18 protein-coding genes, 1 pseudogene, 1 riboswitch and 1 other annotated feature are annotated in these 25,879 nt (G+C 37.3%); of the genes and pseudogenes, 15 read left to right on the top strand and 4 right to left on the bottom strand.

All coding sequences use genetic code 11. The features are described from left to right. Positions 1–92 precede the first annotated feature (92 nt). On the bottom strand, positions 93–434 hold the full coding sequence (locus IGJ50_RS12665; protein ID WP_429950724.1) for an iron chaperone: 342 nt from the start codon (positions 432–434) through the stop codon (positions 93–95). Positions 435–533: 99 nt separating this feature from the next. On the opposite strand from IGJ50_RS12665, the gene IGJ50_RS12670 reads away from it, so the two are divergent. The 12 genes and pseudogenes from IGJ50_RS12670 to lpdA all read left to right on the top strand — a co-directional run bounded on the left by IGJ50_RS12670 (position 534) and on the right by lpdA (position 17,566). Next, positions 534–695 (top strand): YdeI/OmpD-associated family protein, encoded by a 162-nt coding sequence (locus tag IGJ50_RS12670; protein ID WP_429950980.1) that lies wholly within the window; start codon positions 534–536, stop codon positions 693–695. A gap of 79 nt (positions 696–774) precedes the next feature. Next, the gene (locus tag IGJ50_RS12675) at positions 775–1,227 is read left to right on the top strand and encodes a DUF1801 domain-containing protein (RefSeq protein WP_429950725.1); all 453 of its coding nucleotides are present in this window, start codon (positions 775–777) and stop codon (positions 1,225–1,227) included. Positions 1,228–1,628: 401 nt separating this feature from the next. After that, complete coding sequence (locus IGJ50_RS12680; RefSeq protein WP_207120742.1) at positions 1,629–2,522, top strand: deoxyribonuclease IV; 894 nt, start codon at positions 1,629–1,631, stop codon at positions 2,520–2,522. Positions 2,523–2,781: 259 nt separating this feature from the next. Then, positions 2,782–3,003, top strand: coding sequence for a YneF family protein (locus IGJ50_RS12685; protein WP_010764461.1), 222 nt, complete (start codon positions 2,782–2,784; stop codon positions 3,001–3,003). 163 nt (positions 3,004–3,166) lie between these two features. Continuing rightward, entirely contained in the window at positions 3,167–4,918 is a 1,752-nt protein-coding gene (locus tag IGJ50_RS12690; RefSeq protein ID WP_069638721.1) for an ABC transporter ATP-binding protein, read from the top strand. Beyond that, on the top strand, positions 4,918–6,702 hold the full coding sequence (locus IGJ50_RS12695; protein ID WP_429950727.1) for an ABC transporter ATP-binding protein: 1,785 nt from the start codon (positions 4,918–4,920) through the stop codon (positions 6,700–6,702). Before IGJ50_RS12690 ends, IGJ50_RS12695 begins: the two co-directional genes overlap by 1 nt. 214 nt (positions 6,703–6,916) lie before the next feature. After that, on the top strand, positions 6,917–7,840 hold the full coding sequence (gene trxB / locus IGJ50_RS12700; RefSeq protein ID WP_429950729.1) for a thioredoxin-disulfide reductase: 924 nt from the start codon (positions 6,917–6,919) through the stop codon (positions 7,838–7,840). Between the two features lie 461 nt (positions 7,841–8,301). Continuing rightward, positions 8,302–8,470, top strand: a riboswitch (M-box (ykoK) riboswitch). Between the two features lie 617 nt (positions 8,471–9,087). Next, positions 9,088–11,712: pseudogene (mgtA, locus tag IGJ50_RS12705) on the top strand (magnesium-translocating P-type ATPase); the annotation flags it as partial. A gap of 569 nt (positions 11,713–12,281) precedes the next feature. Beyond that, entirely contained in the window at positions 12,282–13,397 is a 1,116-nt protein-coding gene (pdhA, locus tag IGJ50_RS12710) for a pyruvate dehydrogenase (acetyl-transferring) E1 component subunit alpha (protein WP_025869280.1), read from the top strand. 2 nt (positions 13,398–13,399) lie between these two features. Then, positions 13,400–14,377 carry an alpha-ketoacid dehydrogenase subunit beta gene (locus tag IGJ50_RS12715; RefSeq protein ID WP_010760821.1) on the top strand — a complete coding sequence of 326 codons (978 nt, stop codon included), beginning with the start codon at positions 13,400–13,402 and terminating at the stop codon, positions 14,375–14,377. A gap of 137 nt (positions 14,378–14,514) precedes the next feature. Further along, entirely contained in the window at positions 14,515–16,152 is a 1,638-nt protein-coding gene (locus tag IGJ50_RS12720) for a dihydrolipoyllysine-residue acetyltransferase (protein ID WP_429950732.1), read from the top strand. A gap of 7 nt (positions 16,153–16,159) precedes the next feature. Beyond that, a complete protein-coding gene (gene lpdA, locus IGJ50_RS12725; protein WP_010764470.1) occupies positions 16,160–17,566 on the top strand; it encodes a dihydrolipoyl dehydrogenase in 1,407 nt (468 codons plus the stop codon). A gap of 146 nt (positions 17,567–17,712) precedes the next feature. Here lpdA and IGJ50_RS12730 read toward each other — a convergent pair whose 3' ends face one another. Beyond that, positions 17,713–18,027: a YerC/YecD family TrpR-related protein gene (locus IGJ50_RS12730; RefSeq protein WP_069638713.1), complete on the bottom strand. Its 315-nt coding sequence runs from the start codon at positions 18,025–18,027 to the stop codon at positions 17,713–17,715. Positions 18,028–18,573: 546 nt separating this feature from the next. After that, entirely contained in the window at positions 18,574–19,842 is a 1,269-nt protein-coding gene (gene tyrS / locus IGJ50_RS12735; RefSeq protein WP_429950735.1) for a tyrosine--tRNA ligase, read from the bottom strand. 52 nt (positions 19,843–19,894) lie between these two features. Next, positions 19,895–20,097 (bottom strand) — a binding site (T-box leader). A gap of 383 nt (positions 20,098–20,480) precedes the next feature. On the opposite strand from tyrS, the gene tyrP reads away from it, so the two are divergent. The 3 genes from tyrP to nhaC all read left to right on the top strand — a co-directional run bounded on the left by tyrP (position 20,481) and on the right by nhaC (position 25,316). Further along, positions 20,481–21,887, top strand: coding sequence for a tyrosine-tyramine antiporter (gene tyrP / locus IGJ50_RS12740; RefSeq protein ID WP_069638711.1), 1,407 nt, complete (start codon positions 20,481–20,483; stop codon positions 21,885–21,887). Between the two features lie 51 nt (positions 21,888–21,938). Then, positions 21,939–23,795, top strand: a complete 1,857-nt coding sequence (gene tdc, locus IGJ50_RS12745) for a tyrosine decarboxylase (protein ID WP_429950737.1) — start codon at positions 21,939–21,941, stop codon at positions 23,793–23,795. Positions 23,796–23,942: 147 nt separating this feature from the next. Next, complete coding sequence (gene nhaC / locus IGJ50_RS12750; protein WP_429950740.1) at positions 23,943–25,316, top strand: Na+/H+ antiporter NhaC; 1,374 nt, start codon at positions 23,943–23,945, stop codon at positions 25,314–25,316. Positions 25,317–25,376: 60 nt separating this feature from the next. Here nhaC and IGJ50_RS12755 read toward each other — a convergent pair whose 3' ends face one another. Continuing rightward, positions 25,377–25,805: a helix-turn-helix domain-containing protein gene (locus tag IGJ50_RS12755; RefSeq protein ID WP_429950742.1), complete on the bottom strand. Its 429-nt coding sequence runs from the start codon at positions 25,803–25,805 to the stop codon at positions 25,377–25,379. Positions 25,806–25,879: the final 74 nt, after the last annotated feature.

The following is a 25,879-nucleotide window of genomic DNA, read 5'->3' on the forward strand; positions in this document are numbered from 1 at the left end:
AGGTATTTATAAGAACTTAATCAAAAAAACTTAATATTAACTACGGGAAAAATAGAAAATAGGACGCCCTTTTTTATTATCTCCGTCTATGCTTATTCGCTGGCATTCTCTGCTAGTCTGAATAATACGATTTTTTGGATCAATTCTATAGGTAGTTCTTTATCTAAAGGGAATTGGATCGCTCCTTTACTGGTTTTAAATCCAGCTAATTCTTCTTTGAAAGTATCAATAGCAGCAGGAGCAGGATAAAACCCAATATCATTTTTCATATTGGCAAAATGGACTAAATTACTCTTTAAATAAAAGGTTGGCATGCCATAGGCCATTTTTTCTGTTGCTTTGGGTGCAAGATTTTTGATCAGAGTATAGAGTTGGGTCAATTTTTCCTGTCGATCTGCTGGTGTGGTTAAAATATATTCTTCAATGATGCTCATGCTCAATCCCTACTTTCAGATTAAATGATACTTTCAGTATACCATGTGTTGTTTTTTTTGCGTCAAAAGAAGATAGACAGTGAAAGTTCAAAAGGTTATATGGTACACTATCAGTGCGCTGTAGAACATGGTGAGAGGCTGAATGAAGATGAAGAGGCAAACGCACTATTTAAGAAACTCACACCAGACTATAACAAAGAGTGGGTAAGATATATTTATAGGGCCAAGCAAGTAGCAACACAAGAAAAAAGAAAAAAATAAATGATCGATATCCTTGAAAAAGGCTTTAAATCAAAAGAATTGTATCGTCAATATTTGGCAAAATAAAGGAGAAGTGGCGATGGATAATGTAGAAGAATATAGCGTAACGATCGAAACAAAATGGCAAGAAGCCTATCAATCTTTAGCTAAAGTTATTGCTGAAAATATACCTGAAGGGTTTATCTTACAGATGCAGTATGGAATGCCGACCTATGTCGTTCCCTTGAGTGTTTTTCCAGCTGGTTATCTAGGTCGAAAAAACGAACCATTGCCGTTTATTAGTCTAGCTGCTCAGAAGAGGCATTTATCATTGTATCATATGGGAATCATGGGTGATAAAGAGTTATTGTCATGGTTTCAAGCGGAATATCAAAAAGTTGTTCCAACAAAGCTGAATATGGGGAAAAGTTGTATTCGATTTAGTAATCCGAAATATATTCCATATGAGTTGATTGGAGAATTGGTTCGTAAAATTTCGATGGATGATTGGATTGCCAGTTATACTCATTTTACAGAAAAAAATAGCAAGTAGAAGCTGAGTAGTTAAAGAAGCAAAAAGATTGTTTTTTCAGTTTGTTTCACGTACTCTTTTAAAGGATGCAGAATTCAGAATGTTTAGAGGCAAATTAGTTGGGAAGCGGTATAGTGATTCTTTGATTACATCAATTTCTCAGGAGCTAAAGCTCTAAAGATTGAAAGGTTCGGAAAAAAGATAAAAAAAGAATGAGACAGAAATCATCTCAGTCATTTTTTCCTGTTTTTCAATCGAGGCCAAATGAGCTCGTTCAGCTTTTAATCATGTCTAGCTTCACGAGCTAGCCTCTCGGAAAAAAGATAAAAAAGAATGAGACAGAAATCATCTCAGTCATCTTTTCCTATTTTTCAGTCGAGGCCAAATGAGCTCGTTCAGCTTTTAAAATTAGGAGGTTTATTATGTTATTAGGTTCACATGTTAGTATGAGTGGGAAAAAAATGTTATTAGGTTCTGCTGAAGAGGCAGCTAGTTATGAGGCAACAACATTTATGATCTACACTGGTGCGCCGCAGAATACTCGTCGCAAACCGGTAGAAGAGATGAATATTGAATCAGGTCATGAGTATATGGCGGCACACAATTTGAGTAATATCGTTGTGCATGCACCGTATATTATTAATCTAGGAAATACGATCAAATTAGAAAACTTCGGTTTTGCTACCGCTTTTTTACGTCAAGAAATTGAGCGCGCTCATGCCTTAGGTGCAACGCAAATCACGTTACATCCAGGAGCTCACGTTGGAGCAGGCGTTGATGCTGGGCTGAAACAAATCATCAAAGGACTTGACGAAGTGTTATGGAAAGAGCAAGTGCCGCAAATTGCTTTGGAAACGATGGCAGGTAAGGGTACGGAACTAGGTCGGACTTTTGAAGAGCTGGCAACGATCATTGAAGGGGTCAAATTGAATGAGAAGCTGTCTGTAACGATGGACACTTGTCATATCAATGATGCAGGCTATAATGTAAAAGATGACTTCGATGGTGTTTTGGAAGAATTCGATAAAATCATTGGGTTGGATCGCTTGAAAGTTGTGCATGTCAACGATTCTAAAAATCCAATGGGTTCACATAAAGATCGTCATGCTAATATCGGTTTTGGCACAATTGGCTTTGATGCACTGAATAAAGTAGTTCACCATGAAAAATTACAAAAACTACCTAAAATTTTAGAAACACCTTATGTGGGCGCGGATAAAAAAACAAGTAAAGCGCCTTATGGGTATGAGATTGCCATGTTAAAAGCTCAAAAATTCGACCCAGAACTATTGGAAAAAATCGAAGGACAAAAGTAATCGTTCATCTAGATAGCTTGATATAAAGAAATAGATTAAGAAGAATTGCTCTGTCGTAAATTTCTTGTGAGGAATATGACAAAAGAGCTTTTCTTTTCGACCTCTTTCTAGTAAAATGGGTTCTTGAGAGCAATTTATTCAAAATAGGGATAGAAATCCCGTTAAAATTTAGAAAGATCCGCTTTGTAAGAGTAATGACTGCATAATAGAATCAGCAGAAGTTCTTACTTAGCATTTCTAGCAGAAAGGAGAGATTTATATGTCAACAGGTTTAGTAGTATTGATCGCGATTATCGCTTTATTAGCAGGTGCAGCAGGTGGATTTTTCCTTGCGCGCAAATATATGCAAGACTATTTCAAAAAGAATCCTCCCGTTAATGAGGATATGTTACGAATGATGATGATGTCTATGGGACAAAAACCTTCTGAGAAGAAGATTCGTCAGATGATGCAGCAAATGAAGAACCAAGGAGACAAATAGGTTCTTTAAAGCGATTCAGAATTCAAGGACACAACGGGCTGATTTTTTCAGTCCGTTTTTTTGTATTTATTTTTAAACAAATGAAAGGAGTTGGAATGAAATGAGAAAACAACAAATGAATGATGTGAGTGCACAGTAGTTAGTTTAAAAAAGGAGAATGTACATGTCTATATTTAAGAAATTAGGGTGGTTTTTTAAAAAAGAGAAAAAAAGTTATATGATTGGGATTTTTTCATTGGTGATGGTTGCACTTGTACAATTAGTTCCACCGAAAGTGATTGGGATCGTTGTCGATGAAATTGCTGCAAAAAATCTGACGATCAAACCGATTTTATTTTGGATCGGTATTTTACTCGCAGCGGCTGTTGCTCAGTATATTTTTCGTTATATATGGCGGATACATATTTGGGGGAGTGCAGCACGACTTGAAAAGGATTTAAGAAGGCAATTATTTCAGCATTTTACGAAAATGGACAATGTTTTTTATCAGAAATATCGAACAGGTGACTTGATGGCGCATGCAACGAATGATTTAAATGCGATTCAAAACGTTGCTGGTGCAGGCATCTTAACGTTTGCTGATTCAATGATCACAGGAGGGGCTACGATCATTGCCATGGTTTTATTTGTTGATTGGCGTTTAACCTTGATTGCTTTGATTCCATTGCCATTATTAGCCGTAACATCAAGAGTATTAGGATCGAAATTACATGATGCTTTTCGTGATTCACAGGCAGCATTTTCGACGATCAATGATAAAACACAAGAAAGTATTACAGGGATGAAAGTCATTAAGACGTTTGGTCAAGAAAAAGAAGACATCCAAGATTTTACGGAAAAAATCGAAGATGCTATCGTTAAAAATAAACGTGTAAACTTTCTAGATGCTTTATTTGATCCATTTATTACCTTGATCATCGGAATTTCTTATGTTTTAACAATCATCATGGGTGGACGATTTATTATGGAAGGAACGATCACGATCGGTCAGTTGATTTCATTTATCAGCTATATTGGAATGCTCGTGTGGCCGATGTTTGCCATTGGTCGCTTGTTTAATGTACTGGAGCGGGGAAATGCGAGTTATGATCGTGTCAATGAGTTATTACATGAGAATACCCATATCATTGAAAAGAAAGACGCACTGAGCACACCAGCTAAAGGACGGTTATCAATAGAAGTTGCTGAGTTCACCTATCCAAATGATGAACAAGCAACATTAGAGCAAATCAAATTCACGCTAGGCGCCGGAGAAACGCTAGGAATCGTTGGAAAGACTGGTGCTGGAAAAACGACTATCTTAAAATTATTGATGCGTGAATATGATCATTATCAAGGTCGTGTGACGTTTGGAGAACGGGATATTAAAGATTATTCATTAGATGCGCTAATGAATTCAATAGGTTATGTTCCTCAAGACCATTTTCTGTTTTCAATGACAGTCAGAGACAACATTCGGTTTGCTGATCCTGATTTTACCGAAGAAAAAGTCGAAGAAGCAGCCGAAATGGCCTTTATCAATAATGAAATCAAAGCGTTCCCTAAAGGCTATGATACCTTGGTCGGCGAACGTGGCGTGTCACTATCGGGTGGTCAAAAGCAACGGATTTCAATTGCTAGGGCTTTAATTGTAGAGCCAGAATTATTGATTTTAGACGATGCTTTATCAGCTGTTGATGCCAAAACAGAAGAAGCAATTCTTTCAAACCTAAAAGAAGCAAGGAAAGAAAAAACAACGATTATTGCGGCACACCGATTAAGTAGTGTGATGCATGCTAAAGAGATCATCGTATTAGATGAGGGGAGAATTGTTGAACGCGGTACGCACCAAGAGTTATTAAGATTGGCTGGTTGGTATAAGCGGATGTGGGATAAACAACAATTAGAAGCAAAAATTGAAGGGAGTGAAGCATAATGGAAGAACAATATGAATCTGAATGGACGAAATCAGTACCATTAAAAGAACAAGTTTCAATCGTTAAACGCTTGCTTAAATTTGCTCGACCGTTTCGTCGGACTTTTTTTACGGCAATTTTGTTTGCCTTGATTCTTTCGATTATCAATATTATTTTGCCGCGAATCATTCAAACCTTCATGGATGATTATTTAACACCAAAAACGGCTACCAATCAAGTCATTCTCTTTTTTGCCTGTCTGTATTTATTTGGTGTGATTGTTAAAAGTATTGTCTGGTTTTTCCAGTGGTTCTTATATTCAACGGCTTCACTGAAAACCTATCAATATATTCGTGTAAAGTTATTTGAAAAGCTACAAACGTTAGGAATGCGTTATTTTGACCAAACACCAGCTGGTTCGATTGTTTCTCGTGTGACGAATGATACGGAGACGTTATTTGAATTTTGGTATGTCTTTTTAATGGTTTTAACAGGGATTTTTGCGGTAAGTTCTTCGTTTATTGCGATGTTCCAAATTAATGGCAAAATTGCGCTGTACAATTTAATTTTCTTACCGATTTTATTGGTTGTGATTTGGTATTACCAAAAATTCAGTTCTAGAATTTATCGAAGTATGCGGGAAAAATTAAGTCAGTTGAATACAAAGCTTAATGAATATATTTCTGGGATGCAAATCATTCAACAATTTCGTCAAGAGCAGCGTTTGGAAAAAGAATTTGAGGAAACAAATAACGATTATTTGCGAACACGTTATTCAATGATCAAAACCAATTCATTATTGTTAGGTCCGATTATTAACTTTCTTTATACCTTAGCAATTGCCTTGACCCTAACCTTATTTGGTTATGATGCATTACATTCTCCAGTAGAAGTCGGCTTGATTTATGCTTTTGTGACCTATGTTCAAGCTTTCTTTAATCCGATGACACAAATGATGGATTTTTTAAGTGTTTTTACGGATGGGCTGGTTGCGGGCAGTCGTATTTTGAAGATTTTTGATAATGAAGAATTGACACCACAACAAAATGTCGGGGCAAATGCAGAAATTATTCGTGGGAAAATTGAATTTCGTAATGTGAGCTTTTCTTATGATGGGAAAAATAACGTGCTAACTAATATCAGCTTTATTGCAAATCCTGGTGAAACTGTTGCACTGATTGGACATACTGGGAGTGGTAAAAGTTCGATCATCAATGTATTGATGCGTTTTTATGAGTTTTATGAGGGAGAAATTTTGATTGATGATCGTGATATTCGCGATTATCCTTTACCTGAGTTGAGAATGAAATTGGGGTTAGTTTTACAAGATACGTTTATGTTTTATGGAGATATTGCAGGCAATATTCGTATGCTAAATCCAGAAATCACGGATGAACAAATCAAAGAAGCGGCCGAATTTGTTCAAGCTGATAAGTTTATCGAAACGTTACCCAAAAAATATCATGCAAAAGTAATCGAACGTGGGGCAAGTTATTCAAGCGGTCAACGGCAATTGATTTCATTTGCTCGAACAATCGTAACAAATCCTAAAATTCTTGTATTGGATGAAGCAACAGCGAATATCGATACTGAGACAGAAGGATTGATCCAGGAAGGGTTGGCAAATATGCGCCAAGGAAGAACAACGATTGCAATCGCTCATCGTTTGTCGACCATTCGCGATGCGGATCTTATTTTAGTGTTGGATAAAGGTAGAATTGTGGAACGCGGTGACCATGACCATTTATTAGCTCAAAATGGTCTATATGCAGACATGTATCAACTACAAAATAGCGAAGGGTAGAGTCTAAAAGAATTGTAAAAGCAGGGACTATGGAAAGTTCTTGCTTTTTTATTTTACTAATAAAAAGTAAGCTTAAAGGTGATGCGATAGTGGAAAAAGCATGCTATAATAAATAACTGTAAAATAGTCATTGATATTGATTGGGCAGAAATATAGACAAGTAACTATTTAAGATGTAAAGTAAATGTACTTGAAAAATTCGGAGGGAAAATTGATGTATGATGTAATTATAATTGGAGCCGGACCTGCTGGTATGACCGCAGCATTATATGCGTCACGTTCTAATCTTTCAGTCTTAATGATTGAACGCGGTGCTCCAGGTGGGCAAATGAATAATACTGCTGAGGTTGAAAACTATCCAGGCTTTGACTCGATCATGGGACCAGAGCTAGCTTATAAGATGTATGAAAATGTTGAAAAATTCGGTACTGAAAATGCGTATGGCATTGTGATGGATATTAAAGATCAAGGCTCTTATAAAGAAGTGATTTGTGATGATAAAACCTATCAAGCAAAAACAGTGATTATCGCGACAGGTTGTGAGCATCGTAAGTTAGGTGTTAAGGGAGAAGAAGAATTTGCTGGTCGTGGTGTATCGTATTGTGCCGTTTGTGATGGCGCATTTTTCCGTAATAGACGCTTATTAGTGATCGGTGGCGGTGATTCAGCAGTTGAAGAGGCGATTTATTTAACACAGTTTGCTTCAGAAGTTGTGATCGTACATCGTCGTGATGAACTACGTGCTCAAAAAATCATTCAAGATCGTGCCTTTGCCAATGAAAAAATTTCTTTTGAATGGAATACCGTATTAGAAGAAATTGTTGGAAATGACATGGTTGTAACGGGTGGCAAATTAAGAAATGTCTTGACGGATGAAGTCAAAGAAATTCCAGCAGATGGCGTCTTTATCTATGTTGGTCTAGATCCGTTGACTGAACCATTTAAAAAATCTGGTTTGACAAATGCCGAAGGCTGGATCGAAACAGATCAAGATATGAAGACAAGTATGCCTGGTGTTTTTGCTATTGGAGATGTTCGTGAAAAAACATTACGTCAAATCACAACAGCTGTTGGTGAAGGCGGGATCGCTGGCCAACAAGTATATAAATATATTGAAGATATGACAGAAGTTGAATAATCGAAAACAACTATCATTTGATTGCTACTTTATTCTAATTTTTACTGACTAGGATCTAGGTCAAAGCTGTAGTGTTTACCCCTTTAAAAAAAGTGTCAGACGTTCAAGTCATGCCAATTCTTGTAGTGACAGATGAAGGAACTGGAGAAAACTACTCGGTACCGATATAAAGCTATCTATCAGAGCTGATTTTGACATTAAAAGTGAATGAAGCTGAGAATATATTATTTTCAGAGTCCAAACAGATGGCAGATGCTCAGTTTCTTGAGCTTGGTAACGGGTTTATGATCTTGTTGAAAATCTATCCGATGAAGAATTAAAATTAGCAAATTTCTCAAGAATAGAAATCTCTCAAGGAAGAGGAGAGATTGGCTAGTTAGTAAAAGTGATGTCTTTTTATTTTATGTCTTTTTCTTTTGACAATTGTAACAAGATAAACTATGATAGATAAGGATTCAGAACTGAATAATTGTTAGGTGAGGCTCCTATTTGGACACATGCTGCTGCCGCGAAAGAATCGAGAGACTCTTAGTTGGTTGAACAGGAATGATCGTGAAGGTTATTCATAACGTAGCTGATAAGAAATTATCTACGCCCTTTAGTGCTAAAGCTCAACGATAGAGAAACTTTTATTTAAGTTGCTATTTTACGCACACTCTATTGTTGAGTGTGCGTTTTTGCTGTGAATCACAGCGACTGGCTTCGCCAGAGCTGATGATGAACAGTACTTGGCGACCAAAGGGAGCGAAGTTCCGCAAAAAGAAACAAGCAGGCAGAAGGAAAACAGAAACTAGTAAGCAAAAAGTCTAAGAACAGGAAAACGTACTGGCTTCGCCAGAGCTGATGATGAACAGTACTTGGCGACCAAAGGGAGCGAAGTTCCGCAAAAAGAAACAAGCAGGCAGAAGGAAAACAGAAACTAGTAAGCAAAAAGTCTAAGAACAGGAAAACGTACTGGCTCTGCCAGAGTTGATGATGAACAGTACTTGGCGACCAAAGGGAGCGAAGTTCCGCAAAAAGAAACAAGCAGATTGAAAGAAGACAGATGTTAAACAGTACCAAGAGCAGAACTCAAGAGAACAAGATTCCCACCTAACAAAAAATCTATCGTTCCAAAATAAACCAAAAGAGAGGAAGAGACTCATGGAAGACCCCAGTCAGACCAAAAACAAACGAAATGTAGCCTTCATCTTAGAAACGATGGAAATGAAATGATTTTTTTCTCTCCTCGATAAGATGAAGCAAAGGAGGAAAAGAAAATGATGAATAAAAAAATGACCGAAATGAAGAAAACAACAAAAGACCAAGAATTAAGAAAATTAGCAATGCTTTCTGAACGTGAATTGATGATGGAACTTCGTACATCAGAAAAAGGGTTATCAGAAGAAGATGCCAAAAATCGTTTAGAAGAATATGGACCAAATGAAGTGTCCGCACAAAAACCAACACCCGCAATTATTATGTTTTTAGAAGCATTCAAAGACCCATTTGTTTATGTCTTAGCTTTATTAATGGTCGTTTCAGCTGTAACCAAAGATTTTGAAGCAGCACTTGTGATGGGAATCATGATTTTAGCTAGTGTTATTATTGCCTTTATTCAAGAGTATCGTTCCCAAAAAGCAAGTCTGAATCTAAAAGAACTCATCGAAAATACAACAGCTGTAACGCGTGCGGGTCAAACAAAAGAAATTCCGATGGACGAAGTTGTACCTGGAGACATTGTAACACTTGCGACAGGTGATATGATTCCAGCGGATGCCGTACTAATATGGACAAAGGATCTCTTTATCAATCAATCTTCTTTGACTGGTGAATCAATGCCAGTCGAAAAATTTGTGGATGCAGGTATTGATAAGAATTCAGAATCAGTTTCTGCTTTAGATATGCAGGATTTGATTTTTATGGGAACGGATGTATTGAGTGGACAAGGTAAAGCAATCATTTTGAAGACTGGACAAAATACATTCTTCGGTGATATTGCTAAAAATGCGACAACACAACGTGGAAAAACATCATTTGATATTGGCTTGACAAAAGTTAGTAAATTTTTACTAAGAATGGTGATGATTCTGTTTCCAATCGTCTTTTTGATCAATGGCATTACAAAAGGTGAATGGGGCGAAGCGTTTTTCTTCGCAATTGCAGTCGCTGTTGGATTAACACCTGAAATGTTGCCAATGATCGTAACGAGTAACCTAGCAAAAGGGGCATTAAGTTTATCCAAACATAAAGTCATTGTGAAAGAGTTGCCTTCTATTCAAAATCTAGGGAGTATGGATATTCTTTGTACGGACAAAACCGGAACGATTACAGAAGACAAAGTTGTTTTGGTTCAACATTTAGATCCGCTAGGACAACTTAATGATCAAGTTCTAGATATGGCTTTTCTAAATTCTCATTATCAAACGGGTTGGAAAAACTTGATGGACATCGCTGTAATCAACTTTTATGAGGAAAATAAGAATCAAAGTCCGTATCATTCCGTGACAAAACTAGATGAAATTCCGTTTGACTTTTCTCGTCGTCGTTTAACGGTGGTGGTCAATGCAGATGGTCATCAATTTATGATCACTAAAGGTGCGGTAGAAGAGATGGAAGCTGTTTGTACACATGCTGAAATCAACGGGGAGATCGTACCGTTAACACCTGAATTACAAAAAAGAATGCGTGAAGTCAATATTCGTATGAATGAACAAGGTATGCGCGCTTTAGCCGTAGCGGTGAAAAAAGACGTGCATAGTGAAGCCATTTATAGTGTGGAAGATGAGCAAGGAATGACGCTGATCGGTTTTATGGGCTTTTTGGACCCAGCGAAAAAATCAGCGATCACGGCAATCAAGTCCTTACACGAGCATGGTGTGAATGTAAAAGTTTTAACAGGCGATAATGATATCGTTGCTAAGAAAGTTTGTAGCGATGTAGGAATCGAAGTGTCTCATGTCGTACTTGGTTCTGATATTGATAATATGTCGGATGAACAAATGAAAGACGAAGTCGAAAAAACTAATTTATTTGCTAAATTAAACCCGATGCAAAAGTCTCGAATTATTGAAACACTGCAAGGAAATGGTCACACAGTCGGTTTCATGGGAGATGGAATTAATGATGCACCAGCACTTCGTAAAGCAGATGTAGGAATCTCAGTTGATACAGCAGCTGATATTACGAAAGATGCTAGTTCAATTATTCTGTTGGAAAAAAGTTTGAATGTTTTAGAAGACGGTGTGATTGAGGGACGTAAAGTTTTTAGTAATATGATGAAATATATTAAAATTACAATCAGTTCTAACTTTGGGAATGTTTTCTCGATATTGATTGCAAGTGCTTTTTTACCATTTCTACCAATGCTTTCCATTCAATTGTTGATTCAAAATTTGATTTATGATATCGCGCAATTGGCCATTCCTTGGGATAATGTTGATGAAGAAGATTTATTAAAACCTGTCCGCTGGGAAACAAACGGCTTGATGAAATTTACCTTATGCATTGGACCTGTAAGTAGTATTTTTGATATTATGACCTATCTTGTGATGTGGTTTGTTTTCAGTGCGAATACGATTGGTAGCCAACATTTGTTCCAAACAGGTTGGTTTGTGGTCGGATTAGTTAGTCAAACATTGGTTGTTCAAATGGTTCGGACAAGAAAATTACCATTTATTCAAAGTATTGCTTCACCTGCTGTGATTCTTTCCAGTATAGGAGCGGTAGGGTTAGGCTTATTGATTGTCTTGACACCAATTCGGGAAGTTTTCGACTTTGTGAAACTTCCAGCTAATTATTGGGGCTGGTTCATTTTGATCATTGTACTATATTTGATCACAGTCGAAGTTGCCAAACGGATATATATCCATCTTACAAAAGAGTGGATTTGATTTAGAAAAAAATAGATTTCGTTTTTTTTATGAGTGATTTTGATGAAATCAAGATTTTGATTCGTTCATTTAAAGCAAAATGCTTATCTAGAAATACCGAAAAATTTCTCTGCGATCGAAGCTGTCATTCGTAATGAATGAAGAAAAATTATTTTTTAATTACTAATATTCGTTTTTTATAGAACAAAGACAAAATAACTAAATTTTTGTCTTTGTTCTATTTTTTTTGTTTTGGAAATGTTTGTTCATTTTTCAGCAAATAATTTCTAACTTGTAAATTTGCTGTAGCATAACAACGGACAAGATGACTATAACAGCCTGTTGTCAAAGGATATGATTAGGAAGGTGATTTGTAAAACGGTTTCTTGTTTGTGATTTTAATCACTAACCTTTGATACGAAAGGTTTCAAGTATTTTAATCAAATTTAAAGAAATGCTCACTTTTTACTTGCTCTTTTACCTGTTTAGTGATAATTTGTAAGTGTAGTCGATAAAAAGTAATACAGTTTTTAACGCTGTTTTACTTTTTACGAAAAAAAGAAACGTAACAGAGAGGATTGTGTGACAAAATGGCAAAGGCAAAGAAACAAAAACCTATTGACTTTAAGGCACTTATGGAAAAAGTCGACGCTGATTTCCCAACATTTCAAATTTTAGATAAAGATGGGAAAATCGTAAACGAAGATGCTGTACCGGATTTATCAGATGACGAATTAGTAGAATTAATGACTCGTATGGTTTGGTCACGTGTATTAGACCAACGCTCAACTGCGTTGAACCGTCAAGGTCGTCTAGGATTCTTCGCCCCAACTGCTGGGCAAGAAGCAAGTCAGCTAGCAAGTCAATTTGCGATGGAAAAAGAAGATTACCTATTACCAGGTTACCGTGATGTACCTCAATTAGTTCAACACGGCTTACCTTTAACAGAAGCATTTTTATGGTCTCGTGGACATGTAGCAGGTAACCACTATGCGCCAGAATTAAATGCTCTACCACCACAAATCATCATTGGTGCGCAATACATCCAAGCAGCAGGAGTTGCTTTAGGAATGAAAAAACGCGGCAAGAAAAACGTTGTCTTCACTTATACAGGTGATGGCGGTTCTTCACAAGGTGATTTCTATGAAGCAATCAACTTTGCAGGAGCATATCATGCAAACGGCGTGTTCATCATCCAAAACAATGGTTTTGCGATTTCAACACCTCGTGAAAAACAAACAGCAGCTAAAACATTAGCTCAAAAGGCAGTAGCCGCAGGAATTCCAGGGATCGTCGTTGACGGAATGGATCCATTAGCAGTTTATGCAATCGCAAAAGAAGCACGTGAATGGTCTGCAAATGGCAATGGTCCTGTTTTAATCGAAACGCTAACTTACCGTTATGGTCCACATACATTATCCGGTGATGATCCAACTCGTTACCGTTCGAAAGATATGGATGACGAATGGGTACAAAAAGATCCACTAGTTCGTTTCCGCAAATATCTAGAAGACAAAGGCTTATGGTCTGAAGAAAAAGAAAACGAAGTAATTGAAAAAACTAAAGAAGAAATCAAAGTAGCAATTGCAGAAGCAGATAAAGTTCCAAAACAAAAAGTATCTGATTTCTTGAAAAATATGTTTGAAGTTCAACCACAAAACATTAAAGAACAAATTGCATTCTACGAAGCGAAGGAGTCGAAATAATCATGGCACAAAAAACAATGATCCAAGCAATTACAGATGCCTTAGCTCTTGAAATAGAGAAAGACGAAAACGTCTTGGTCTTTGGTGAAGACGTTGGTAAAAACGGCGGAGTTTTCCGTGCAACTGAAGGGTTACAAGAAAAATTTGGTGAAGACCGTGTCTTCGATACTCCTTTAGCAGAATCTGGAATCGGTGGTTTAGCTTTTGGTTTAGCATTAGAAGGATACCGTCCAGTTCCTGAAATCCAATTCTTTGGATTCGTATTTGAAGTATTTGACGAAATCGTTGGTCAAATGGCTCGTACTCGTTACCGTATGGGTGGAACACGTAACATGCCTATTACTGTTCGTGCGCCATTTGGTGGTGGTGTGCATACACCAGAACTTCACTCAGATAATTTAGAAGGATTGATTGCTCAATCTCCTGGTATCCGTGTGGTTATTCCATCAAATCCATATGATGCAAAAGGACTATTGATTTCTGCAATCAGAAGCAATGACCCTGTTGTTTACTTAGAGCATATGAAATTATACCGTTCATTCCGTGAGGAAGTGCCGGATGAAGCATATGAAGTGCCATTAGATAAAGCAGCTGTGACTCGTGAGGGTACTGATATTTCTATCATTACTTACGGTGCAATGGTTCGTGAAGCAATCAAAGCCGCTGACAACTTAGCAAAAGACAATATTTCTGTTGAAATCATTGACTTACGTACTGTCGCTCCTTTAGATGTTGAAACAATCATCAAATCAGTTGAAAAAACTGGTCGTGTAGTCGTAGTTCAAGAAGCACAAAAACAAGCTGGCGTTGGCGCTATGGTTGTTTCTGAAATTTCTGAACGTGCGGTTTTATCACTAGAAGCGCCAATTGGCCGTGTATCTGCTCCAGATACAATCTTCCCATTTGGACAAGCAGAAAACATTTGGTTGCCAAATGCTAAAGATATCGAAGCGAAAGCTAGAGAAATCGCAGAATTTTAATTAGAAACTCAATAAAATTTATTTTAAAAATATGCCTTGATTTTCACGTGATAGCTTATCACGTGGAAATTTAGCGCTGTTATTTTCAGTAAATGACTAGTTAGACAGATACGATAAAGGAAGGGAAGGCTTAAAAAATGGCTTATCAATTTAAATTACCAGATATTGGTGAAGGGATTGCAGAAGGCGAAATCGTAAAATGGTTCGTTAAAGCAGGAGACACCATCAATGAAGATGATACATTATTAGAAGTTCAAAATGATAAATCTGTAGAAGAGATTCCATCTCCCGTTACAGGAACAGTTAAATCTATCGTAGTACCAGAAGGTACTGTAGCAAATGTTGGAGATGTATTGATTGAAATCGATGCACCTGGACATCCTGAAAATGATGCTGCACCAGCAGCTCCAGCTCAAGAACAAACACCTGCACAACCAGCAGCTGTTCCAGAAGCACCAGCAGCGGACAGCAGTGGCGGTGTGTTCCAATTTAAATTACCAGATATCGGTGAGGGTATTGCAGAAGGCGAAATCGTAAAATGGTTCGTTAAATCTGGCGATACAATCAACGAAGATGATACTTTATTGGAAGTTCAAAATGACAAATCTGTTGAAGAAATTCCTTCACCCGTTACAGGAACAGTTAAAAACATCGTAGTACCAGAAGGTACGGTAGCAAATGTTGGGGATGTATTGATCGAAATCGATGCACCAGGACATAATTCTGCATCAAGTTCAGCAGCGCCAGCAGCAAGTGCGCCTGCTCAAACTGAACAAGCAGCACCAGCTCCAGCAGCATCAACAGGTGTTGTAGCAGCGGCTGATCCAAACAAACGTGTGTTGGCGATGCCATCAGTACGTCAATTTGCTCGTGAAAAAGATGTAGATATCACACAAGTTGCACCAACTGGAAAAGGCGGACGTGTGACAAAAGCGGATATCGAAAGCTTTATTTCAGGTGGCGGACAAGCAGCAGCGCCAGCTGAACAAACTACAGCAGCACCACAAGCAACAACTACAACTGAAGCAGCACCAAAAGCACCAGCTAAACCATTCGTTTCTGACTTAGGTGAAGCTGAAACACGCGAAAAAATGACACCAACTCGTAAAGCAATTGCGAAAGCAATGGTGAACAGTAAACATACTGCTCCACATGTTACGTTACATGATGAAGTTGAAGTGTCTAAATTATGGGATCACCGTAAGAAATTTAAAGATGTTGCAGCAGCAAACGGTACGAAATTAACATTCTTACCTTACGTTGTGAAAGCATTGACAGCAACGGTTCAAAAATTCCCAATCTTGAATGCATCAATTGATGACGCAGCACAAGAAATTGTTTATAAAAACTACTATAACATTGGTATTGCAACAGATACTGATCATGGTTTATATGTACCAAACGTTAAAAATGCGAATACTAAGAGCATGTTTGCGATCGCTGATGAAATCAACGAAAAAGCAGCTCTTGCAATCGAAGGCAAATTAACTGGTGCGGATATGCGTGATGGTTCTATCACAATCAGTAATATCGGTTCAGTTGGTGGCGGCTGGTTCACACCAGTTATCAACTACCCTGAAGTTGCGATTTTAGGTGTTGGTACAATCGCTACTCAACCAGTTGTAAATGCAGATGGTGAAATCGTCGTTGGACGTGTCATGAAACTTTCAATGAGTTTTGACCACCGTATCGTTGATGGCGCAACTGCTCAAAAAGCAATGAACAACATCAAGCGTTTATTAGCTGATCCAGAATTATTATTAATGGAAGGATGATTATCACATGGTAGTAGGAGATTTCGCCATTGAATTAGATACAGTCGTAATTGGTTCAGGCCCTGGAGGATACGTTGCAGCGATTCGTGCTGCTGAAATGGGTCAAAAAGTTGCGATCATTGAACGTGAGTTTATCGGCGGTGTATGTTTAAACGTTGGATGTATTCCTTCTAAAGCATTGATCGCAGCTGGACATCACTATCAAGAATCACTAGATTCAACTATGTTTGGTGTAACAGCCAAAGATGTTGAGCTAGACTTTACAAAAACACAAGAATGGAAAGACAACAAAGTTGTTAATACGTTGACAAGCGGTGTTGGTTTCCTTCTTAAAAAACATAAAATCGAAATTATTGAAGGAGAAGCGTTCTTCGTTGATGAAAACACACTACGTGTGATTCATCCAGATTCAGCGCAAACATACTCATTCAATAATGCAATCGTAGCGACAGGTTCTCGCCCAATCGAAATCCCAGGATTTAAATTTGGCGGCCGTGTCTTAGATTCTACAGGTGGTTTGAACTTGAAAGAAGTGCCTAAGAAATTTGTGATCATCGGTGGCGGTGTTATCGGTGCAGAATTAGGTGGCGCATATGCGAACCTTGGTTCTGAAGTAACGATTTTAGAAGGTAGTCCTTCAATTTTACCAACATATGAAAAAGATATGGTTAAATTAGTTACAGATGATTTCAAGAAGAAAAATGTAACAGTTGTAACCAAAGCGATGGCTAAAGAAGCAATCGACAACGGCGACAGCGTAACAGTTAAATATGAAGTAGACGGCAAAGAAGAATCAGTAACTGCTGACTACGTAATGGTAACAGTTGGACGTCGTCCAAACACAGATGATCTTGGTTTAGAACAAGCTGGTGTTGAAGTTGGCGAACGTGGTTTAGTTCAAGTGGACAAACAAGGTAGAACAAACGTATCAAACATCTTCGCTATTGGGGATATCGTACCAGGCGCTGCTCTTGCTCATAAAGCAAGCTACGAAGCAAAAATTGCCGCTGAAGCAATTTCTGGTAAAAAAGTAGAAGTAGACTACAAAGCAATGCCTGCTGTAGCCTTTACTGATCCTGAATTAGCAAGTGTTGGTATGACAATCGCTGAAGCCAAAGAAGCAGGATTAGAAGCAACAGCTTACAAATTCCCATTCGCTGGTAACGGCCGTGCTATTTCTTTAGGTAAAACTGAAGGATTCGTACGTTTGGTAACAACAAACGAAGACAATGTCATTATCGGAGCACAAATCGGTGGAGTTGGCGCAAGTGATATGATTTCTGAATTATCATTAGCGGTTGAATCTGGCATGAATGCTGAAGATATTGCATTAACGATCCATCCACACCCATCTTTAGGGGAAATTACTATGGATGCTTCTGAATTGGCTTTAGGTTTGCCAATTCATATTTAAATAGCATATTTGTCACACAAAGAAAGACCGAGCTGGCCAGGCTCGGTCTTTTGTTTTAGTTTTAATTGAAAAGACTGTTAAAACTTAGTAAGATTTAATAACTTTTAACCGTCTTTTTTGTTATTCGGTATCACTAAGCCTATGTTTCAGCGATGAAGCTCTCTATCATCTTGCTCATCGATTCTATGGACCATTTCAAGCAATCCACCGTTTCCCTCATCTATGATTCTTTTCACTCTAGAAATCGTTGTAGTGCTGCTGCCAGTGGCTTCAGCGATATCACTATACGTTTTATTTAGTAACAGTAACTTTGCGACTTCAAAGCGCTGAATCATAGAATCTAGCTCTTTTAATGTCATTAAGTCATCGAAATAATTGTAGCAATCCTCCAAGGTTTCTAAAGCCAATAGAGAACGGAAAAACTCATCACCGTGGCCGTCTTGTATCTTGTCGATTTTCATAAGTCCCTCCTAATTTAAAAGCTGAGCGAGCTTGTCCAGCCTCGACTGGAAAATAGGAAAAACTGACTGAGACACTTTTTGTCTCATTCAGTTTTTATCTTTTTCTCGAGAGGCTAGCTCGTGAAGCTAGATAGTTTTAAAAGCTGAGCGAGCTTGTCCAGCCTCGACTGGAAAATAGGAAAAACTGACTGAGACGCTTTTTGTCTCATTCAGTTTTTATCTTTTTCTCGAGAGGCTAGCTCGTGAAGCTAGATAAAACAAAGTGCGGCAGATGATCCAGTTCTAACAGAAAAATAGGAAAATAAGAGGGTGATACTTTTTGCCACAATCCTATTTTATCTTTTTCCGAAGAGTTAGCCCGTAAAGCTAGATAACTTATTCTACCGATACGTCAAAATACACTGTAAACTTTTCAGTAAGCATTTTTTATTATAAAACTTTTTTTTATTTTGTCCAGTGAATTGAGTGAATTAATGCAAAAAATGAAACAAAAGGGAAGCATACTAATTTTAGTTTGCTTCCCTTTTAAAATAGCCTATTTAGTTTTTACTTAGAAATCAATTTCACTAAAGTGTATTGTTTTTTACCTTTACGAACAATAATGAATTTGCCATCAAAGCTGTGCTCTGCTGTAACGACAAAGTCCAACTCTTTAATACGGTCACCATTGATTGAAATTGCACCATTTGTGATATCTTCTCTCGCTTGGCGTTTAGAAGGTTCAATGCCAAGTTCAATCAACCAATCGACAAGAGTTTGACCAAGTATTTCTGTTTCAATAGTAGGCATGTTTTTAAAGCCTTCTTCAATTTGTTTTGAGGTTAGATTTTTTACGTTACCAGAAAATAGGGCTTCTGAAATTGCTAATGCATCATTTAGATCAGCTTCACTATGCACAAATTTTGTCATTTCTGCGGCTAACACACGTTGTGCTTCACGTAAATGTGGTTCGGTTTCTACTTTAACTTCTAATGCATCGATCTCGTCTTTTGTTAAGAAGGTAAAGAACTTCAAGTACTTGATTACGTCACGGTCATCTTGGTTTACCCAGAATTGGTAGAATTCGTAAGGGGTTGTTTTTTCTGGATCCAACCAAACAGCACCACCAGCTGTTTTACCGAATTTTGTTCCATCTGCTTTTAGCATCAATGGAATGGTTAATCCAAAGGCTTTTGCATCTGCGCCTTCTTTTTTACGAATCAAATCTAGGCCTGCGGTAATATTGCCCCATTGATCGGCTCCACCGATTTGCATACGAACGTTATTGTGTTGGAATAAGTGTAAAAAGTCCATTGATTGAAGAATTTGGTACGTAAACTCTGTAAATGAAATCCCTGTTTCTAAACGACTTGCTACAATATCTTTGGCAAGCATGGTATTGATATTGAAGAATTTACCGTAATCTCTCAAGAAATCCAATAAAGTCAGGTTGTGCGTCCAATCGTAGTTGTTGACCAAAGTTAATGTGTTATCTGTATCCACCGCAAATAATTTTTCCATTTGTCTGGTTAAAGAATCAACATTGTGTTGAACAGTCTCCATTGTTTGCAATTGACGTTCGGTTGTTCGCCCACTTGGATCTCCGATCGTTCCAGTTGCGCCACCGATCAAAATAAACGGCTGGTGTCCAAACGCTTGGAATCTTTTTAGCATCATAAAAGGAATCAAATGCCCAATATGCATACTATCTCCTGTAGGATCAACACCGCAATATAGTGAAATGCTCTCGGTTTCAACGTATTCACGTAGACCTTCGCTATCTGTTTGTTGGTTGATGGCGCCACGCCATTCTAATTCATCAATAATGTTTGTCATGTTTCTTCTTCCTTCCCTAAATAAAATAAAAAACGTCCCATAGGCTAATAGCCTATGGGACGAACTTCGCCGTGTTACCACCCAAATTGTATATGAAACATCATATACCTCTCAAATCTGTATCGTAGATAGACGCCTACTTACGGTAGGAAACTAAAAGTGTAATTCACAAAAAATGTATATGCCAACTCTCACTAAATGTTGACTCTCTGAAATAGGGACATTCTTGCTACTGTGCTTTATTAAAGTTTGATATGTGATTTTGTAGCAATTCTACGACAAATAAGCCAACTTGTCAAATACTTCTTTTTTTCTTTTATTATTTTTAAATGTGGGAATTCTCATATAAATAGTTTCCTCTTTAATCTAGGTTTTTTGAAAGCAGAAAAAGACTAGTATAATTTCTAACAATTATGAACGAGCTTTTTACAATTAGCTGTTTTATGTTATTTTTTTCACACAAACGCTTTACTACAGTGGAGCATTGACGTGCTATATAGAGTAGGGAAATGTTAAATAACGGGTTATTTTTTTAATTCTACTCTTTTTGACTTGGGTGTAAAACGTACCTATACTTTGGGAGTGATTTCACATGTGAGAAACAAAAATTAAATTAAATCAGGAGGTCAAATTTAAACATGAATAAGAAATTATCATTATTTGGACTAATTGGAATTACCATGGCCTTTTTCGGAACGGTTCGTAGTGTTCCAACCTTAGCATCTACCGGGTGGGCACAAATTTTTTATATGCTAATTGCAGCATGTTGCTTTGCTTTACCAATTGCTTTGATTTCAGCCGAATTATCAACTGGTTGGCCGGAAGAAGGCGGTCCACAAGTTTGGGTACGTAATGCTTTTGGTGAAAAATGGGGTTTTGTTACGTCATGGTTATTATGGGTACAAATGTTTTTCGGAATGGTCATGGTTGCTTCAACTGTAGGTGTATTACTAGGTTACGTGATCGACCGTCCAGATTTAGGGCATAATAATTTATTTATTTTTATTATGATATTGATTTCTTATTGGGGCATTACGTTACTTAATTTGAAATTTGACATGGTAAAAATTGCTGGTGACTGGGGCGCTGTGATCGGTGTCTATATACCTTTTGTTGCTTTAGTCGTTTTAGGGATGATGTATATGGCAAAACACGGAATCAACCAAGAAAGCTACTTAGGTCATTTTGAAGCAAGTAAATTATTACCAGATTTTAGTGATTTAGGAAGCTTGCCAACGTTGACAGGGATCATCTTCATTTTTGCTGGGGTAGAAATTTCATCTGTTCACGCAAATAACATTGATAATCCAAAACGAAATTATCCAATCGCAGTTATTGCATCTGTTTTACTATTAGTTGTGTTTAACTTAGCTGCTGGTTTAAGTGTAGCAGATAGTGTACCAGCTGGAAAAATGGAACTTGCTAACATCACGCAACCATTTGTGATCATGACACAAGATCTTGGGATTCCTGCGATTTTCAATAATATTATTTCCTTGATGATTTTAATCGGTGTTTTAGTTCAATTAAGCGCTTGGGTCCTAGGTCCAAGTAAATCAATGATCAAAGTTGCAGAAGAAGGAAACTTACCACCATTCTTCCAAAAACGGAATGCAAAAGGAATTCCAATTGTTTTTGTCATGATCCAAGCGATTGTTATTTCACTTGTGTCATTCTTATATGTTGTAGTTCCAGATATTAGTGCCGCATTTTTGATTATCACAATCACAACCACAATTCTTTATTGCGTGGTCTATCTATTGATTTCACTTTCAGCGATTAAATTACGTTACAGCATGCCGACTGTGAAACGTCCATTTAGATTAGGAAGTAAAGGCAATGGTTTGATGTGGTTTGTCTCTACTTTAGCAATTGTTAGTGTGGTTGTGACGATTCTAGTCAGCTTGATTCCGCCAACCTCTGTTCCGCAAAGTGGACATGTTGCTTATGTTATTTATCAAGTTGCAGCGACGGTCATTATGATCGGTATTGCCTTGATCATTTATAAGAGAAAGAAACCAGAATGGAAGAAAATAGATAAATAAGAAACAACATTTTCAGCATGATCAATTATGAAACTATCGGAGGAAAATATCATGAAAAATTTCAACACAGATGATACAAATTTAAAAGCATTATTTATAGGTGATAAAGGTGAAAACGTTGATTTATTCAAAGAACTGCTAAATAAAATGATCGATGAACATGTTGGCTGGAGACAAAACTACATGCCACAAGATTTACCAGTTATTTCACCACAAGATAGAAGTTCTAAAAGTTTCCAAGAAACAGCGGACAATATGAGAAATGTCTTCAATGTATTATCTTCACGTTTACGTACAGAATCACTTCCATGGCACTCAGCAGGTCGTTTTTGGGGTCATATGAACGCTGAAACATTAATGCCATCAATTGTCGCCTATACAACTGCAATGCTGTGGAATGGCAATAACGTGGCTTATGAGTCATCGCCTGCAACTTCACAAATGGAAGAAGAAGTTGGAATGGAATTTGCAACATTGATGGGCTATGAAGATGGTTGGGGTCATATTGCAGCAGATGGTTCAATCGCTAACTTAGAAGGTTTATGGTACGCCCGCAATATGAAATCTTTACCATTCGCCATCAAAGCCGTTGTGCCAGAAATGATTGCAGGTAAAACAGACTGGGAATTATTGAACATGTCAACAACGGAAGTCTTAGATATTTTAGATCAGGTACAAGATAACTTTGACGAAATCAAAGCACAATCAGCTCGTAGTGGTAAAAACTTGGATAAATTAGGTAAATGGATCGTACCACAAACGAAACACTATTCATGGTTAAAAGCCGCTGACATTATCGGTATTGGTTTAGATCAAGTGATTGCCGGTGAAGTAAATAGTGAATACCGCATGGATATTGACAAACTAGAAGCCCAAATTCGTGATTTAGCAGCTCAAGGTATTCCAACGCTTGGTGTTGTAGGCGTGGTTGGTTCAACTGAAGAAGGACAAGTTGACCGTATCGACCAAATCATTGCTTTGCGTGATAAATTAGCCAAAGAAGGGATTTACTTCTATGTACACGTCGATGCAGCGTATGGTGGGTATGGTCGTTCAATCTTCTTAGATGAAAAGGATCAATTTATTGAATGGGACAAAATCGAGGACGTTTATGCTAAACATAACATCTTCCAAGAAAAAAATGATTGGCTAACAAGAGAAGTTTATGATTCTTTTAAAGCAATCGAACAAGCTGAATCTGTAACGATCGATCCACACAAAATGGGCTATATTCCTTATTCAGCTGGTGGTGTTGTAATCAAAGATATCCGCATGCGTGACGTGATTTCTTACTTTGCGACCTATGTTTTTGAAAAAGGGGCGGATATTCCAGCATTATTAGGTGCTTATATTCTTGAAGGATCTAAAGCAGGAGCAACAGCAGCGGCTGTTTGGACAGCTCACAAAGTCTTACCATTAAACGTAACAGGTTACGGTAAATTGATGGGTGCAAGTATTGAAGGGGCTTATCATTTCTATCATTTTATTGATGGTTTAGAGTTTAAAGTGGGCGATAAAACGATCGAGATCCATGCATTGACAAAACCAGACTTTAACATGGTGGATTATGTATTTAATGAAAAAGGAAATACAGATCTTGTGAAAATGAACAAATTGAATCATGATTTTTATGACTATGCATCTTATGCAAAAGGTGGATTATATAACAACGAATTCATTACATCACATACCGATTTTGCAATTGAAGAATATGGTCACAGTCCGTTTGAATTTGTAACCAGTTTAGGTTTTTCACGTGCTGAATGGGAACGCGCAGACAAAGTAACGATTTTACGTGCTGCTGGAATGTCTCCGTATATGAACGACAAAGAAGTCTTTGATGACTATGCTGAAAAAATCAAAGAAGCAATTCAAGAAAAATTAGAAGCAATCTACGCTGAGCAATAGCGTTGAATAACTGTAGGTGCGGTAAGGCGATAATACAGCTTTACCGCAGCTGCAGCTTTTCAATAAAAAAATAAATAAGAGGGAATGGTGAAATAGTGAGGGAGAAGTCTCTTGAGCCAACTCTCTATAAAAATGTGAGGAAGCTATATGAAAAAATATAAGGTGAATTTAAACGAAGCAGTTTTCTTATTAATAACATTATTATTGATGATTGGCATAAGTATTATTGGTTTTAGTATTCCTGCTCATGTCGCTATATTGCTTGCAATTGGCTATTTATTGTTATTTGCGGTGTATAAAAAATTTTCTTGGGATTTCATCCATAATGCGTTGATTGAAGGTGTTACTTCAGGCATTATTCCAATGCTGATTTTTATTTTGATTGGTGCGTTGATCAGTGTTTGGATCGCAGTAGGAACGATTCCCACGATCATGGTTTTAGGTTTTTCTTTCTTATCAGTCAAATTTTTTATTCCAACAGTTTTTATTGTTTGTGGTATTGTCGGTGGTGCTGTTGGTAGTTCTTTTACCACAATCTCAACGATTGGGATTGCCTTTTTAGGAATGGGTAGTTTAATTGGAATCGATCCTGCATTGACAACAGGTGCAATTGTTTCAGGAGCTTTTTTAGGCAATTCAATTTCACCGCTTTCTGATACAGTAAATTTAGCAGCAGCCATTTCAGAAGTCGATTTATTTGAACATTTGAAAAATACATATAAAACAGCAATTCCAGCTGCTGTACTTTCGTTCGGTTATTTTCTAATTATGGGATTACGCTATGAGGGTACTTTAGATAGTACAAGTATTCATGGCATTATAAATACATTAAATAATAATTTTACGATTTCCTTTGTCGAGATGATTCCTTTGGCGATCTTGTTCGTTTGTGCATGGAAAAAAATTCCTGCAATACCTACATTACTCTTAAGTATTTGCGTATCACTCATTTTGATGTTCTTCACAAGTACACACTTTTCATTTGTAGAAACAGCTGATATGATTCAAAATGGTTTTGTTTCTCATACCGGCAATATGCAAGTAGATGAGCTTCTTTCTAGAGGTGGGATTCAAAGTATGATGTGGTCGGTATCGTTGATCATTTTGGCGTTAGCCTTAGGTGGATTATTAGTGGAAATGGAAATTATCGACTGTTTGCTTCAACGATTTGAAGCAGTGATTGATTCTCGTCATAAGTTGATTTTTATGACGATGTTGAGTTCAATTGGCATCAATGGACTGATTGGAGAACAGTATCTTTCAATCATTTTACCTGGGAAATCTTTTATCAATAAATTCAAAGAAAAACAAGTTCCATTGACTCAGTTATCTAGAGGCTTGAATGATGCAGGCTCTGTTGTAAATCCGTTGATTCCGTGGGGAGTGAGCGGAGTATTTATTTCAGGAACTTTAGGGATCACCACAATCAATTATCTACCTTATGCAGTTTTTTGCTATATTCTCCCGGTGCTGTCATTTTTAGTGACGTTGAGTAGCAAAAAAAAATCAAAAAGAAGCTAAAAAATACAACAGGATTCTTTTGCGGGAATCCTGTTGTATTTTTTTGATTCTAGGTGTAAACTACTCACCGAATGTTTTCAGTCCTTCACTATATAAGTAATCATCAATCTCTGAAATAGTCAAACTGTGAGTGATACCATAAATCACTACAGCATCCCAAGGATGTTTAGGGTAGAGTTGAGCATAGCCAGTTTTTTTCATTAATTCATTGGACTCTTCCAAGGTTAAGCCAAGACCAATCATTAAAGCAATGACTTTTTCTCTAGAAGGATTTCGTTTGCCATCAAAGTATTGATAGCCAGTTGCTTCTGCAATACCTGCTTTTTTAAGTACAGTACTTTTTGAAACGTGCTTCTCACTCAACCAATACGCTAGATAGGTTTTCAGTGTTTGATCAATGGTATATTGACGTGTTTCAGAAAAAATAGTATGAAAATCTTCGGCTTTTTTCAGTGAGTGTACTAGTTTATCTGTATCTTTCTCGTGCATATTTTTAATCCCCTAAAGTCAAACTAAATTGTGTTATATTCATTATACATCGATTTTAACAAAGATCGATCCTA

The organism is Enterococcus sp. AZ101 (assembly GCF_050499005.1).
GTDB lineage: Bacteria > Bacillota > Bacilli > Lactobacillales > Enterococcaceae > Enterococcus_L > Enterococcus_L ureilyticus.

What these genes read in the sequence shown, in the direction of transcription:
- nhaC (WP_429950740.1), top strand. Translation starts at nt 23,943, where the DNA reads ATGAAAAAATATAAGGTGAATTTAAACGAAGCAGTTTTCTTATTAATA.
- IGJ50_RS12680 (WP_207120742.1), top strand. Translation starts at nt 1,629, where the DNA reads ATGTTATTAGGTTCACATGTTAGTATGAGTGGGAAAAAAATGTTATTA.
- IGJ50_RS12715 (WP_010760821.1), top strand. Translation starts at nt 13,400, where the DNA reads ATGGCACAAAAAACAATGATCCAAGCAATTACAGATGCCTTAGCTCTT.
- IGJ50_RS12670 (WP_429950980.1), top strand. Translation starts at nt 534, where the DNA reads ATGGTACACTATCAGTGCGCTGTAGAACATGGTGAGAGGCTGAATGAA.
- IGJ50_RS12685 (WP_010764461.1), top strand. Translation starts at nt 2,782, where the DNA reads ATGTCAACAGGTTTAGTAGTATTGATCGCGATTATCGCTTTATTAGCA.
- tyrS (WP_429950735.1), bottom strand. Translation starts at nt 19,842, where the DNA reads ATGACAAACATTATTGATGAATTAGAATGGCGTGGCGCCATCAACCAA.
- pdhA (WP_025869280.1), top strand. Translation starts at nt 12,282, where the DNA reads ATGGCAAAGGCAAAGAAACAAAAACCTATTGACTTTAAGGCACTTATG.
- IGJ50_RS12695 (WP_429950727.1), top strand. Translation starts at nt 4,918, where the DNA reads ATGGAAGAACAATATGAATCTGAATGGACGAAATCAGTACCATTAAAA.
- IGJ50_RS12755 (WP_429950742.1), bottom strand. Translation starts at nt 25,805, where the DNA reads ATGCACGAGAAAGATACAGATAAACTAGTACACTCACTGAAAAAAGCC.
- trxB (WP_429950729.1), top strand. Translation starts at nt 6,917, where the DNA reads ATGTATGATGTAATTATAATTGGAGCCGGACCTGCTGGTATGACCGCA.
- IGJ50_RS12690 (WP_069638721.1), top strand. Translation starts at nt 3,167, where the DNA reads ATGTCTATATTTAAGAAATTAGGGTGGTTTTTTAAAAAAGAGAAAAAA.
- tyrP (WP_069638711.1), top strand. Translation starts at nt 20,481, where the DNA reads ATGAATAAGAAATTATCATTATTTGGACTAATTGGAATTACCATGGCC.
- IGJ50_RS12730 (WP_069638713.1), bottom strand. Translation starts at nt 18,027, where the DNA reads ATGAAAATCGACAAGATACAAGACGGCCACGGTGATGAGTTTTTCCGT.
- lpdA (WP_010764470.1), top strand. Translation starts at nt 16,160, where the DNA reads ATGGTAGTAGGAGATTTCGCCATTGAATTAGATACAGTCGTAATTGGT.
- IGJ50_RS12665 (WP_429950724.1), bottom strand. Translation starts at nt 434, where the DNA reads ATGAGCATCATTGAAGAATATATTTTAACCACACCAGCAGATCGACAG.
- IGJ50_RS12675 (WP_429950725.1), top strand. Translation starts at nt 775, where the DNA reads ATGGATAATGTAGAAGAATATAGCGTAACGATCGAAACAAAATGGCAA.
- IGJ50_RS12720 (WP_429950732.1), top strand. Translation starts at nt 14,515, where the DNA reads ATGGCTTATCAATTTAAATTACCAGATATTGGTGAAGGGATTGCAGAA.
- tdc (WP_429950737.1), top strand. Translation starts at nt 21,939, where the DNA reads ATGAAAAATTTCAACACAGATGATACAAATTTAAAAGCATTATTTATA.